The 13,007-nt window shown below is 54.1% G+C and carries 9 protein-coding genes, 2 tRNA genes and 1 pseudogene; 3 read left to right on the top strand and 9 right to left on the bottom strand.

All coding sequences use genetic code 11. The annotated features are described in order from the left end of the window. Positions 1 to 28: 28 nt before the first annotated feature. The 4 genes and pseudogenes from acsB to FLZ89_RS16600 form a co-directional block, all read right to left on the bottom strand. Complete coding sequence (gene acsB, locus FLZ89_RS13450) at positions 29 to 2,218, bottom strand: acetyl-CoA decarbonylase/synthase complex subunit alpha/beta (protein WP_141264671.1); 2,190 nt, start codon at positions 2,216 to 2,218, stop codon at positions 29 to 31. Positions 2,219 to 2,234: 16 nt separating this feature from the next. Then, positions 2,235 to 4,258, bottom strand: a pseudogene (gene cooS / locus FLZ89_RS13445) (anaerobic carbon-monoxide dehydrogenase catalytic subunit). Between the two features lie 87 nt (positions 4,259 to 4,345). After that, entirely contained in the window at positions 4,346 to 5,092 is a 747-nt protein-coding gene (locus tag FLZ89_RS13440; RefSeq protein ID WP_141264672.1) for a P-loop NTPase, read from the bottom strand. Between the two features lie 529 nt (positions 5,093 to 5,621). Further along, the gene (locus tag FLZ89_RS16600; RefSeq protein WP_373995608.1) at positions 5,622 to 5,741 is read right to left on the bottom strand and encodes an RCKP-type rubredoxin-like domain-containing protein; all 120 of its coding nucleotides are present in this window, start codon (positions 5,739 to 5,741) and stop codon (positions 5,622 to 5,624) included. Between the two features lie 140 nt (positions 5,742 to 5,881). Here FLZ89_RS16600 and FLZ89_RS13435 point away from each other — a divergent pair, with 140 nt between their 5' ends. The 3 genes from FLZ89_RS13435 to FLZ89_RS13425 all read left to right on the top strand — a co-directional run bounded on the left by FLZ89_RS13435 (position 5,882) and on the right by FLZ89_RS13425 (position 7,516). Then, the gene (locus tag FLZ89_RS13435) at positions 5,882 to 7,309 is read left to right on the top strand and encodes an MFS transporter (protein WP_253256492.1); all 1,428 of its coding nucleotides are present in this window, start codon (positions 5,882 to 5,884) and stop codon (positions 7,307 to 7,309) included. 44 nt (positions 7,310 to 7,353) lie between these two features. Then, a tRNA-Pro gene (locus FLZ89_RS13430) sits at positions 7,354 to 7,431 on the top strand. A gap of 9 nt (positions 7,432 to 7,440) precedes the next feature. After that, positions 7,441 to 7,516 (top strand) — tRNA-Thr (locus FLZ89_RS13425). Positions 7,517 to 7,562: 46 nt separating this feature from the next. Here FLZ89_RS13425 and FLZ89_RS13420 read toward each other — a convergent pair. The 5 genes from FLZ89_RS13420 to FLZ89_RS13400 all read right to left on the bottom strand — a co-directional run bounded on the left by FLZ89_RS13420 (position 7,563) and on the right by FLZ89_RS13400 (position 12,987). Beyond that, positions 7,563 to 9,080, bottom strand: coding sequence for a DNA methyltransferase (locus tag FLZ89_RS13420; RefSeq protein WP_141305158.1), 1,518 nt, complete (start codon positions 9,078 to 9,080; stop codon positions 7,563 to 7,565). Between the two features lie 72 nt (positions 9,081 to 9,152). Continuing rightward, on the bottom strand, positions 9,153 to 9,977 hold the full coding sequence (locus tag FLZ89_RS13415; protein ID WP_141264674.1) for an ABC transporter ATP-binding protein: 825 nt from the start codon (positions 9,975 to 9,977) through the stop codon (positions 9,153 to 9,155). Positions 9,978 to 9,979: 2 nt separating this feature from the next. After that, positions 9,980 to 10,768, bottom strand: coding sequence for an ABC transporter permease (locus FLZ89_RS13410; protein ID WP_141264675.1), 789 nt, complete (start codon positions 10,766 to 10,768; stop codon positions 9,980 to 9,982). Between the two features lie 24 nt (positions 10,769 to 10,792). Beyond that, positions 10,793 to 11,836, bottom strand: coding sequence for an ABC transporter substrate-binding protein (locus FLZ89_RS13405; protein ID WP_141264676.1), 1,044 nt, complete (start codon positions 11,834 to 11,836; stop codon positions 10,793 to 10,795). A gap of 59 nt (positions 11,837 to 11,895) precedes the next feature. Beyond that, complete coding sequence (locus FLZ89_RS13400) at positions 11,896 to 12,987, bottom strand: iron-containing alcohol dehydrogenase family protein (RefSeq protein ID WP_141264677.1); 1,092 nt, start codon at positions 12,985 to 12,987, stop codon at positions 11,896 to 11,898. Positions 12,988 to 13,007 lie beyond the last annotated feature (20 nt).

Raw genomic sequence — 13,007 nt, 5'->3', positions numbered from 1 at the left:
CGGCCTTACCAGCAACAGGGGGTAGAGCCTACATGATGGGATCCAAGCTCAGGGCCGGATGGCCCACCTCTTCCAGGTAAGGCAGGATTTCATCAACGGTGGTGCCTATGGTTTCATCGGCAATTTTATCGATAAAGTCCTCGCCCAGGCCTTCCTCGATGCTGCGCCGTACCAGATCTTCACGGAGGAAGTCCTTCAAAGCTTTGGGCATCCAGACAATGCGGGCGATACCGCCGTCGGCCTTAATAAATTTTTTGCTGACAATATAGGTGCGGCCGATGCCCATAAAGCCGGGGGTTTGGACGCCGCCGCCGATCATACCGGCCAGGGTGGAGAAGGTCATCCCGGAAGGGGTCATACCGGGATGGTCCCGTGTGGTAATCATAATACCATTACATTCGGGTACAATGGCCATGATGGCCTCGAAACAACCGCAAGAGGTCATGGGGTTCTCCATAAGGGTGTACAGGCAAACCTGTTCCAAGTTGCGGTTGGAAGCCGTGTAGAGGTAGTCGTTGACGCTCTTCCAGATGCCTTTAACGGGATCAATCTCCCCTTGTTTAGGTATGGGCTGGTTGGGCCCGGCATGGTTGATTTCATAAGAAGCCTTGGCGTCCAGCCAGCTGACAGCGCCGCACAGGCCTACCCGCTCGGGGGTGACAATACAGACATGATTGGGGGCAAAGGACTGGCACAGGACGCAGGAATAGAAAGTATCCACCGACTCGTCGGTCAGACCGCGCATACGGTCGTCGCGCTCTTTATATTTCTCCCGGGCAATGGCCAGGTACTCTTTCACTTTTGCTTCATCGGTAAAGATGGTTACCTGGACGCGGTCAACAATGGCCGGGAATTCTTCTTTCATTTTCGCCACCAGGATTTCTCCATAGTGCTTGAATCGGAACCCTTTGGCCACGGCATCTTTGCTCACCCGCAGCCAGTTGATGGCGCGCTGGCCGGTGTGCCACAGGCCTTCACCGTAGTTAATGAAGTCATGGATTCTCCGTTCCAGGACCCCTTCAAAATCGGCCTGCATTTTACGGCCGTAAATATCCACCAGGATACCCAGGGGTAAAGTGCTGCCCTCCGGCACCTGGTCAATATCCGGGCCGACAAGCTCGATCTTACCGTCGGTAATCTCCGCCTCGGAAACGGTACGTACCAGTTCAAAGGCCGGGCTCCGGTTGCCGCCCATTTCGACATACATATCGTTCTTACGGATACTCTCCCCTTCAAAGGCCGGGCCGAAGTTGATGGGCAGGTCGAGCTTGATCTTGGTCAGCTTGATACCCCGGGTCTCCATAGCTATCTGGACTATTTTATCATAGTCTTCGACGCTGAAGAACCAGTCGGGAATCTGCTTGTCTTCCGGCAGGGGTTGGTCGGTAATCACCGGGAAGCCGGTGAAAATGGCCCCGAAGGCGGCGGCCGTTTTGACCATGTCGTGTTCGCCCAGGTAAAGGACGAAAGCGCGGATGCGGCGCCGCTGGTAGTCGCGCTGCTCATCGCGCAGGCCCGGCGTTACGCCGCCGAACATCATCCCGGCCCGCAGGGCGTAGTTGGCGGCGTGGACGATCTGGGTGAAATTGCCCAAGGGGTAGGCGATGTAGTCGATACCCAGCTTGACGTTTTCCTCCAGCAGCTGTTCTACCGCCTCATCGCAGATGAAAAGCATAAAGCCCATACCCATGAGGTCCTTGACGATCTTCGCCAGAGCTTTGGAATCCCTGGCCCGGCCCATGATAATGGCTTCTCCGGGAATGGTCCAGTCTACCATTTTAATACCAAAACGGCGGACGACCGGGTCGCCGATAAAGCCGGTCCAGGGCTCGGGCAAGAGCGGATCTTCCGGTTTATATTTAAGATAACGCAGGGCTTCGATGATTTCAGCCGCGTACCAGGTGGCTTCTCCCGCCAGGCGGGCATTTTCAAAATTAAGCACCGGGCTTATTTGCGCCCGCTTGCGGTTGAGGATGGGCGGCAAGTCGCCGAGTTTCTTTACTTCTTCCCCGCTGTAGCAACGAATAACCGGTAAATAATAGGCGGTATCCGGATAACCGACGGGATGGTCGGGACCGTAGGTCCGGATGGCCTGGTTTAAAAGGATTTCCGCATAGCTGGTGGCTGTAATGGCGCCGTGATAAACTTCGCGGAAAAGGGCTACAGGTTCTTTGCCTTCGGGAATGGCACCTTCAAAGATCTTGTCGAAATCAGTCATGGCCTGACCCCCCCTTTTAGTAACCCTGGCAGAGTTTGGTTTCATAACGCTCAGCAACATTTTTGTGCACGCCCAGCTTCCAGGTGCGATATTCCAGGGCGTCGAGGATCTTCCGGGCAGCTACGTGGGGATCCATTTCAAACATAAAGTAACCGCCGTAAACGTCGCTGGCAATCTGGGTGAGGATACTGTAGATCAGGTCGCTGCCTTCCACCGGCGGCATGGTACCGACGTGAGTCGGTACACCCAGGGATACCCACCAGGTGCCGATGGCTACCGCTTTGCCGCTCATGGCTTCCGGGGCCGAGGCTACGAAAGGAACTTTCGGCGTATCGACGCCAAGGTCGTTGGCCATGGCCATTAAGAGGTCGGCGGCCCGGGAGTTATCCACGCAGGAACCCATGTGGAAAACAGGCGGCAGGCCGATTTCAATATTGGCTCCTTGGCTGAGGCGGTTGAGGAAAGCTCTTAGGCCATCGCCACAATAGGTTTCTACATTGGCCGGGTCCATTAAACCGGCTTTGGCCGCTCCCTGGGCCGAACACCCGGTAGCGATGACAAAGACGTTATTCTTCAATAACTCTTTCATAACTACCAGGTGCGAGTTATCCTGGAACCCTTTCAGGTTATTACAACCGCAGATAAGCGCCACCCCGGCCAGCTCGCCGTCAAGGATGGCTTTATTGAGCACGCGGATGGGATTTTCAGCATCTTGGGTAGCCAAAAGCTGCTTCAGGGCCTCTAGGCTCCAGCCGGCGACCACCCTGTTTTTGATTTGAGGGATAAAAACCGGCCGGTTGCTTTCTTTGCGCTCTTTGAAGGCTTCAATGGCCATGCGGACAGCGGTTTTGGCATTATCCAGAGCCGTAGTCGTCTGGTAGTCGAGGTGATAGGCGCCCGGGATCTTGACGTTGTCGGCAGTGGTAATGATCCGTGTATGATAACATTCAGCCACGGCGCTAATGGAAGGCATAATGCACTGGACGTCGACGCACATGGCGTCGATGGCACCGGTGCAGATTGCCAGTTCCTGGGACGCGAAGGAGGTGACCAAAGGTATACCCTGGCGCATCAGGACTTCATTGCCGGTGCAGCAAATGCCCACCAGGTTGATACCCTTGGCACCGGCAGCCCTGACCTCCCCTTCCAATTCCCGGGCGGCCTGGACGATAATTTCACTAAGTAAGGGGTTATGGCCGTGGAGGACAAAGTTAACCTGATCCGGGTCCAGGACGCCCATGTTGGCTTCGCTGACCACCGGCTGGGGGTGCCGAAAAGGATATCGGAAAAATCAGTGGCAATATGTTCACCGGTATAATCGGCCAGGGCGACGCGGATAGCACTGAAGACCAGGTTCACGGGGTCGTTATCCATACCCATATGCGCCTGGTTGACCAGTTCGGAAATAGAGGCATGGATACCGTAGGGTACAACGTTATGAGTGCGGAATTTTTCCCGGCGGCCTTCAGTTATAGTTGTCATCAGCCAGGTGGCCTCACCCTCGCCCTTCAGGCGGCGGAAGTCTTCCAGGGCTTTTTCCCCTACTTCCAGGGCCAGTTCCATCACGCTTTTGCCTTCTACTTCGATACCCACGCGCCGGCAGACTTCCCTTAACTTGGCTTCATCCTTGACGGTATAGTCCGGCGCTTTGCCTTTGGCCATTTCTACCAGGGCATGGGCAATATGATTGCCGTGCTCGCTGTGGGCGGCGGAACCCGTAAGGAGCATTAAACCGACGTTACGGGCAACGATGGTCCAGGCTGAAGCGCCGCAAATGCCGCGGCTCCCGGGACCATCGGCGGCCTTGATGCGGCAGGGGCCGGCTAGGCAAAAACGGCAGCAAATACCTTCATACCCGATTTTACACTGGGGCTGCTGGGCAACAAAGCGATCAAAGGCGGTTATTACCTTGTCGTCCCTGCTTTTAGCCAGCATTTCCAGGGCCGCCGGATCGACCGTGCGGTCCCTGCTTTTGGGTTCCATAACCCGCGGGGCCCCTGAAGGCCTGGAAGTGTGGGTGAGATCGCGGAACCTGGGCATATTACTTACCTCCTTGGCTTTATTCCATTTTTACAATATCTCTCCGGAGAACTCCGGTTCTCCTGCATATGCCCTGGCAACATCCAGTTAGTTAAGCAACCTGGTAGCCAGCTCAGCAATACCTGCTGCGGTAAAAGACTGCTCACCGGTAAAACCAGCAGCTTGATCTAAAATTTCTGCTTGGAAGGGTATCAGGCCGATGACATCGTCCGGCGGCAGGTGGCTGAGGATAAATTCCTTATCCCTGGGTTGACGCAATTTGTTGCCCACAAACTTTATTTGCTCAATACCAAGTTCTGCGGCCAGTTTTTGGACGACCAGGGCGGTCCGGATGCTGACCAGGGTGGGCTCGGTAACAATCAGCATCAGATCTACCCCCCGGGCCGTACCCCGGGTCAGGTGCTCAATGCCCGCCCCCATATCCAGGACCACCATTTCCCGGCGTTTTAGGATGAGGGAATTAACCATGGCATTTAAGACAGCATTTTCCCGGCAATAGCAGGTTGACCCCCCAGGTTTGATGGCTCCCATTTTTAAAAAAAGAATATTATTGCTTCTAATGGTGTAATCCTGCAGCAGGCTATCTACTTCCGGGTTTAAAGAAAAGAAGGCACCGCTACCGCCGGTATATTCGGCAATTAGCTCTCGCATCTCCACAACGGGTTTAAGAGAACCGAGCCTTTCTCCGGGAAGTCCCAGGACCATCCCCAGGCTGGTATCGGGATCGGCATCGACGGCATATACCTGGTAACCCTGCCGGGCAAAATGCGTAATTAAACCGGCAGCGATGGTGGTTTTGCCGACGCCACCTTTCCCGGAAATGGCCAGCTTCACTCGAACACCTCCTTTGTTCAAAAAAGTGAACATACATTTTTCCGGTTATATTAGTGAACTTCTACACAAAGTCCGTTTTTCCTGCCATCTTTTCCTTTAACTAGTTGTTAATTTTTGCTCTCTTCTCTACCCGGTCAACAAATCATTCAACTTTTTTTAACTGTCCTTTTTCCTTTCAATCCTATGTTTTATCCACTTGGCCAATATTATAGACTATTTAGCGCAAAAATGGAATAATTTTTGTCAATTAAGAATGCGCTCACAATATAAAGCCTGCCATTACATATTGACTAAATCATAACGGCAGAACTTATTTGTGTCAATAGTTTGAGGCAATAACAATTCTTTACGCAAGCAGTTAATTTCCCTACTAAAAATTTCCTGGAGAAGGGTCTGCGGTTTTCAAGATATAACACCCAGGCCAGTAAAAAACTTAACGATGAGTGCCAGCTTATTCCTTCCGGATTATTGTACTATATTCTGTCCGGGTTAAATTTGGTGGGGTAATAAAAAAGCTCCTTAAAGGAGCTTAAGGGGTAGTGGCATCTTTTTTGGTAAAGGAATCTTTGGCACCACATTCGGGGCACTTGCGGGGTTTGCAACGGGCATCCTTTTCATAACCGCACTGGGTGCATTGCCAGACTGCCATGGCTTGTACCTGCCTTTCTAATAATAGTAACTGATATGAGTATAAGCTATCCGGGGCTTCCTGTCAAGGTTTAAGTTACCTTGACTTGATACACCGGTTGTGAAAAAATATGAATATATGTAATCAAGGAGGCTCTTGCTTTGCCCCCCCAAAATAATACCCTTTTTGCTCCCCACCCCCGACGCTGGCTTATCCTTTTTGCTGTCATGACCGCCGGCATAATGGGGCCTATTGATGGCAGCGTAGTAAATGTCGCCCTGCCAACTATTAGCAGGGTGTTTAATGCCGATTTAAATACGGTAGGCTGGGTGGCCATGGCCTATCTTTTAGTTTTGGGAAGTTTGATTTTGACCTACGGCCGCCTTGGGGATATGTACGGTTTTCGCCGGGTGCTTTTAATGGGGATTGCCATTTTTACAGTAGCTTCCGGAATTTGCGCCCTAGCCCCCAATATCTGGGTCTTGATTGCCTTCCGCGCCATCCAGGCCATTGGTGCCGGGATGTTCATGGCCATGGGCCCGGCCATTATAACCTCAGTTTTCCCTCCTTACGAACGCGGGCGCGCCCTGGGGACCAACGGCATGATTATTGCCACCGGCCTGGCCGTGGGACCAACCCTGGGCGGTTTGCTAGTAACGGTAGCCGGGTGGCAGGCCATTTTTACTATTAACATTCCCATTGGTATCCTCAGTTATATCTTATGCCGACAGGTAGTACCTGCCACGAAAGATTTGCAGCCGCAGCGGTTTGATTTAACCGGTGCGGCCCTTGGTTTTTCCTCTTTGAGCGCTTTCCTGCTGGCCGGTAGCTATGGTGAAGAATGGGGCTGGACATCACCGGTCACCTTATTGCTGGGTTTGGTATTTTTAGCGGGTACCTGGGCCTTTATCCGCTGGGAGAGGCGAGTTGAACAACCCATGCTGGATTTAACCCTGTTTCATAATAAGGTGTTTACAGCTGCCAACTTTGCGGCCCTAATGAATTTTATGTCCCAGTATGCAGTTATTTTTTTAATTCCCTTTTACTTGCAGCAAGTATTGAACTACAGTCCCGGGCAGGCTGGTTTAATTTTAACGGCTTCTCCCCTGGTGACTCTTTTAATTGCGCCTGTTAGCGGGGCCTTATCGGACCGCGTGGGAACGCGCAGGCTGGCCTTTACAGGGCAGTCTATCGTCAGTATGACCCTCTTTCTGATGGCCGGTCTTAAAGTTACTTCCCAGGCCCTGGATATTATCTGGCGCTTATGCCTTTTTGGTTTGGGTACTGGTATCTTCCAATCCCCCAATAATAGCGCTGTAATGGGCAGTGTCCCCCGCCATCGGCTGGGGATTGGCTCTGGCGTCCTGGCTACGGTCCGCAATGTTGGTATGGTGCTGGGGATAGCCGTTAGCAGCGGCGTCTTTACCTGGCAACGGGCGGCCAAACTGGCAGTCCTGGGACCCGCCGGTGCCACCCAGGCTTTTATGGCCGGCTTAAAAACCGCCTTCCTTGTCGGTGCCTGCCTGTCTGCCGCTGGAGCCCTGGCCTCCCTGGTAAGGAGCGATAATTTACCCTCAAGCGAGCGCTAAGGTATTGCCTGCCGGTCACAAGCATGTTAAAATATGAGTGCTGACGGGATGTAGCTCAGTTTGGCTAGAGCACCTGCTTTGGGAGCAGGGGGCCGCAGGTTCAAATCCTGTCATCCCGACCAGCATTTTGTGCCAACGTAGCTCAGCCGGTAGAGCAACTGACTTGTAATCAGTAGGTCAGGGGTTCGAATCCCCTCGTTGGCTCCAGGTAAATGAAGGCCTCCGGAATTTGTCCCGGAGGCTTTCTGTTTGTTTATGCTTGGGTTACTGTCGCAGTAGCAATAACCTCATTTCCGAAGACATCAATTACTTGCACGGCAATGGTCCTTGGAAGTTCAGGTTCCAGGATGGCCGTAGCCTGTACAGGCAGGTTTTGTTCATCCTTGCCGTAATCTCTCCAGGCCTGCCACTGGCTTTTAAAAATTTGACCGTCGTAATTCCAGTCCACGGCCCAGTAATCGATAAGGAGAGCAAAGTTTTCTCTAGCTTTAGCCAATAAAGTCTCCCACTCGCCCTTTTTAATATATGCGTGGTTATCCTGGAGGCCGGGCAGGGCATAAGCCTTCAGGCCTACTGTTATCTGTACCTGACCACTGGCCAGCCTGGTTACCGCGGGTTTCCTTAAGCTCAGCTGGGGTCTGCTGTCTGATGCAGTTACGCCTGCAGTTCTGGTATGGGTCACGCATCGCGGCAGTTTGCTTTCGACCCGGTTGGACCTGATTGTTTCGATAAGAAAAGGACCGGCCCCTTCCGCCACCAGGCGCTTGCGCGTAACTTGGATTCCCACCTGGCCCAGTTCGCAGCCCAGCCAACGCCGGCCCAACTTTTCAGCCACTACCAGGGTGGTACCGGAACCGCAAAAAAAATCAGCTACCAGATCCCCCGGGTTGGAGGAAGCCTTGATGATACGCCGGAGGAGGCTTTTATTTTTCTGGGTGGCAAAGCCGGTCTTTTCTCGGGAGAAACTCTTTATCTGGATAGAATCCAGGCTCTCTTCCCCTTTCAGTTGAAATTCTAAGGGATTAGCGTTCCATACATCTTCCATAGGGTAGCCTTTCCCCGTCGTTTGCTGGTTGCCGCGGCGCCGGTAATCAGGAGGGTAGGGTATGTATTCTTTGTTAAAGGTAAACTTCCCCGGGTTTTTGACATAGAAAAGCAGCGTGTCATGGTTGCGGACCCAGTTGCGTACAGCGCTCTTGTAGCCCGAAATCCAACCAATCCGCCAGATAATCTCCCGCTGGAAGGCGTCCGGGCCAAAGATCTCATCCATAATTACCTTTATATAATGACTGATGCTGGCATCCAGGTGGACATAGATACTGCCGTCCGGTGCCAGCAGCTTTTTCATGAGCTGGAGGCGGGGGTAGAGCATATCCAGGTAGGCATCCAAGCCTCCGGCCCAGGTATCCTGGTAGGCCGGGCGTTCGATAACCGGGACCTCCTGACCGTCTGCCGTGCCGGCAATGGGAACCCGGTGACTGTAATTGGCCTGGCTGAAAAAAGGAGGGTCGATGTAGATCAAGTTGATTTTACCCTCATACCCCCCGGCCAGGAGGGCGAGCATGGCCTGGAGGTTGTCACCGTAAATTAGGCGGTTGATAACTGGATTTCCTGCGGCGATTTTTTGTTGAGGCACGTTTTCCCGGCCTGATTGCGGTATGACCAGTTCTTGCGCCTGGAAAATAAATTCACCCGCCCGTGGTTCCCCCGCCGGTTTTGTCTCCCAGACCAGCCGGGCAGAACTTTGTTGGGGCAGGCGCCTGTTAGCCATGGTGACCTCCAACCTTATATTTTGGCTTTGTACCAGAGTGGCTCACAAGAGTAAATCCCTCACCGTGACTTTTTAACCGCACCCGGCCGGCATCATGCTAGCTGCTTTCAGGCTCTCTTCCCGGATCTGCTCCAGGATGCGGGTCTTGAGTTCCAGGAAAACCCGGGAATTTTTGATTTCAATTGTCCGGGGCCGGGAAAGGGGAACGGGGATGCGCGCCTTGAGGCGGCCCGGACGGGCCGTCATGACATAAACAGTATCCCCTAAAAAGATAGCTTCTTCCACGTCATGGGTAACAAAAAGGATGGTCTTCCTGGTTTCTTCCCAGACCTTGAGAAGCAGTTCCTGCATGACCAGGCGGGTCTGGGCGTCCAGAGCGCCGAAAGGTTCGTCCATAAGGAGGATATCAGGATCGTTGGCCAGTGCCCGGGCAATGGCCACCCGCTGTTTCATACCGCCGGAGAGGCTTTTGGGAAAGGCATCGGCAAAGGCCGCCAGGCCGATTATATCCAGGTAGTGATCGACAATTTCCCGGCGCCGGTCAGCTTCTATCCCCTTCAGGGTAAGGCCAAACTCGATATTCTGGCGTACCGTCAGCCAGGGGAAGAGGGTATAGCTCTGGAAGACCATGCCCCGGTCCGGCCCCGGTCCCTGGATCAAACGTCCGTCTTTATATACCTGGCCGCTGCTGGCTTCTGCCAGGCCGGCAATAATGCGGAGCAGGGTGGATTTGCCGCATCCCGAAGGCCCCAGGATGGTAACGAACTCTCCTTCCTTTACCTCCAACGATATGCCTTCCAGAGCGGTAATCTTCTGGCGCTTAAAGTTAAATTCCCTGGTCAGGTTGACAACAGTTAGCTTGTTTCCGGATATCCCGGGTGCTGCGGCCAGTGCCATGGTTATACCTCCCTCTCCATCCAGGGGAATAAAAGGCGATTGAGGGCCTTAAATGCCATATCGCAGATAATCCCCAGGACGCCAATGGTTAAAATGCCCACGAACATATCAGGGGTACTCAGCTGCCGGCCGGCATTCATAATGAGGAAACCCAGGCCGGAATTGGCCGCCACCAGCTCGGCGACGATGACATAGGTCCAGGCCCACCCCAGGGTGACCCGCAGGGTATCCATTATCCCCGGCAGAGCTGCCGGCAATAAGACCCGCCGGAAGACCTCCAGCGGGCGCGCCCCCAGGGTATAGGCGGTATCAATCAGGTCCTGGGGAACGTTTTGGGTGACATCCATAATCATCAGGACAAGTTGGAAAAATATCCCTATAAAGACTACACCTATCTTCTGGGCTTCAAAAATGCTCAACCAGATTATGGTAAGAGGGATAAAGGCCGAAGCCGGCATATAACGAAAAAAGGCCAGCAAGGGTTCAAAAAAAGCCTCGGCTACCTTCAGGCTACCCATAAGTATCCCCAGGGGGACGCCGACAGCCGCAGCCAGGAGAAATCCGGTAGTAACCCGGAAAAAGCTGATGCCAATATCGCTAATTAAACCGTTGGCCGCCAGGTCGACGGCCGCCCTGGCTACAGCACCGGGCGGCGGCAGATGGGAAGGCGGTAGCTGCCCCACCGTTACTCCCAGCTGCCAGAATAACAGGAGGAGGGCAAAGGCAGCTACGCTCAGGCTGAAATATAGTTTTGCCGGAATGGGAGTGTTAAGTTTAAGATACTTGCGCATTTAAACAACACCGTATCTCTGGTTTCAAATTTTGGCTTTGTTGACGAAGGTTGGGTCGAGCATGGCTTTAGCATCAGGTTTCGATTTAATTATCTTGTTGTTAAACCCGAAATCGATGGCCTGCTGCAGGGAGGTATAGAGGGTTCCCGGTTTGTCGGCTGTACCGAACATTTCCTTATTCTGGGCCAGATTGAAGAGGCGCAGGGTTTCCAGATTGTTTTCAAACTCTTCCTGTTTAATTCCCAGCCCCTTGGCCATAATGGCGTTGGCCTCCGCCTTATTGTTTTCCCAGTACTGCATAGCTTCAGCCAGGGCATCAACCATGGCCTGAAGCGCTTCGGGATGTTTATCGGCCCAATCGCTCCGCAGGGCGACTGTATCCATAATCAGGCCAGGGGTCTCTTTGGAGGTTGCCAGGAGATTGCCTTTATTTTCCTTGACGGCCTTGCTCAGCCATGGTTCCCAGGTGACGGCGGCATCCACTTTACCGGCTACGAAGGTCGCGCCGGCGTCGCTGGCGGACATCTGGATATGGTTGATGTCCTTTTCCGTCATACCGTTTTTAGCCAGGATGGCCAGCAGCAGGATATGGCTGGCGGTGCCAAAATCATAAGCCACATTTTTACCTTTGAGCTCTTTTATAGTCTTGATCTCCGGTTTGGCGAGGATGCCGTCGCCGCCGTAGGAATCATCCAGCGCCCAGATCTGTTTCAGGGGGATACCAGCGTCTACAATCTGGGTCACGATATCCAGAGTGGTAGCAATGCCGTCCACCTGCTTACCGGCCAGGGCCTGCTTGCGTTCGCCCAGACCCTGGATGACAATAAGCTGTACGTCCAGGCCATGTTTCTTGAAGAAGCCTTTATCCCGGGCCAGAAAAAGGGGTCCATAGCCCGACCAGGTGGTCATGGTGAGCTTGACTGTAGTAAGCTGTTGCTCCTCCCCGCCGCTGGCAGCCTGCTTATCAGTAGCCTGCTGCTTGCTGCCGCCTCCACATCCGGCTAACAACAGGCCGGTCAAAGCAACTACCAGGAATAGGATAATGATTCTGCTGAACTTATTTTTCATGATAGGCCTCCTTATAAATAACTCTCTACGACTAAATTGTACTTCTTTCCTCACTCGCCTCAGGCTAGCTCCTGCCCCAGGCGGTCAGCCGCCAGGAGGGCTTCCTTGATCATAGCTGCCGTTACTGGAAAGGGCATATTGGCCATATCAGGGCTCTCCGCTGCTGCCCGGCTGATCAGGTCCAAGGAAGGCTCATCCTCTGGAGATAACCCCACCTCTGCCAGGGTTATCGGCAGTCCGACCTGACGATTAAATGCGGCCAGGTGTTTGATGGCTTTGGTTTCCCTCCCTTCCAGGAACAGCTGGACCAGGTTGCCGAAGGCTACCAGTTCCCCATGGCAGCAACCCCGCGTCAGGGGTGAGGCAGTTAATCCTTCATAAATACCGTGGGCACCGGCTGTTCGCCCATCGTCGCCGCCCAGGCCGCTGACCAAACCACTGATGAGGATCACAGCGTCGATTACCCTTTCCAGGTCAGGGGTGACCACTTGATTTTCTACCGCCGCTCTGGCGCCCGGACCGGCGGCCAGGATGCTGTCATAGCAGAGGCGGGCTAAACCCAGGGCTCCTTCCAGGGCCAGGTGAGGGGAGACTGCTGTGCTGGTAGCCCGGAGCTCGATATATTTGGCCAGGGTGTCCCCCATACCGGCGGTCAGATAGCGCCAGGGGGCAGCGGCGATTATCTGGCTGTCTACCAGGACCAGGGAAGGGTTTGCGGCTTCATGGGATATGGCCAGGAAGTGCCCTTCCTGGTCATAGATAATAGCGATAGATGTAAAGGCGGCGCACGTAGCGGCGATAGTGGGTACCGTTACCAGGGGCACCCCTGCCTGCCAGGCAGCCCCCTTGGCGGTATCCAGGGCTTTGCCGCCGCCAACCCCCACCAGGAAGTCGGCGCCCTTTTCCTTAATTGCAGCCGCTACCATGGCTATATTCTCCGGGCAGCATTCACCCCCGTACCACACCTGACCCACCGGCTCCACCCCGGCAGAAGCCATGGCCTCCCGCAGGGCCGGGGCTGCCGCCGCCAGGGCCCGGTGGCCTCCTACCAGGCAGGCCCTGGCGCCCAGGCTCCTCAAGGCCCGCCCGGACGCCCTGATCACACCGGCACCCCGGCGGTAGCTCCCGGGGGCTATAATCCTTGCGAGCATCCTGTTCCTCCTGTTGATTT

The organism is Moorella sp. E306M (assembly GCF_006538385.1).
In the GTDB taxonomy this organism is placed as follows: Bacteria; Bacillota; DSM-521; order Neomoorellales; family Neomoorellaceae; genus Neomoorella.
Note: the sequence above shows the minus strand (reverse complement) of the source record. Positions and strands in the feature narration are given on the sequence as shown.

Bases quoted from the DNA above. Each gene is read 5' to 3' on its own strand.
- acsB (WP_141264671.1), bottom strand. From the start codon at position 2,218: ATGACTGATTTCGACAAGATCTTTGAAGGTGCCATTCCCGAAGGCAAA.
- FLZ89_RS16600 (WP_373995608.1), bottom strand. From the start codon at position 5,741: ATGGCAGTCTGGCAATGCACCCAGTGCGGTTATGAAAAGGATGCCCGT.
- FLZ89_RS13420 (WP_141305158.1), bottom strand. From the start codon at position 9,080: ATGGCTAACAGGCGCCTGCCCCAACAAAGTTCTGCCCGGCTGGTCTGG.
- FLZ89_RS13415 (WP_141264674.1), bottom strand. From the start codon at position 9,977: ATGGCACTGGCCGCAGCACCCGGGATATCCGGAAACAAGCTAACTGTT.
- FLZ89_RS13410 (WP_141264675.1), bottom strand. From the start codon at position 10,768: ATGCGCAAGTATCTTAAACTTAACACTCCCATTCCGGCAAAACTATAT.
- FLZ89_RS13405 (WP_141264676.1), bottom strand. From the start codon at position 11,836: ATGAAAAATAAGTTCAGCAGAATCATTATCCTATTCCTGGTAGTTGCT.
- FLZ89_RS13400 (WP_141264677.1), bottom strand. From the start codon at position 12,987: ATGCTCGCAAGGATTATAGCCCCCGGGAGCTACCGCCGGGGTGCCGGT.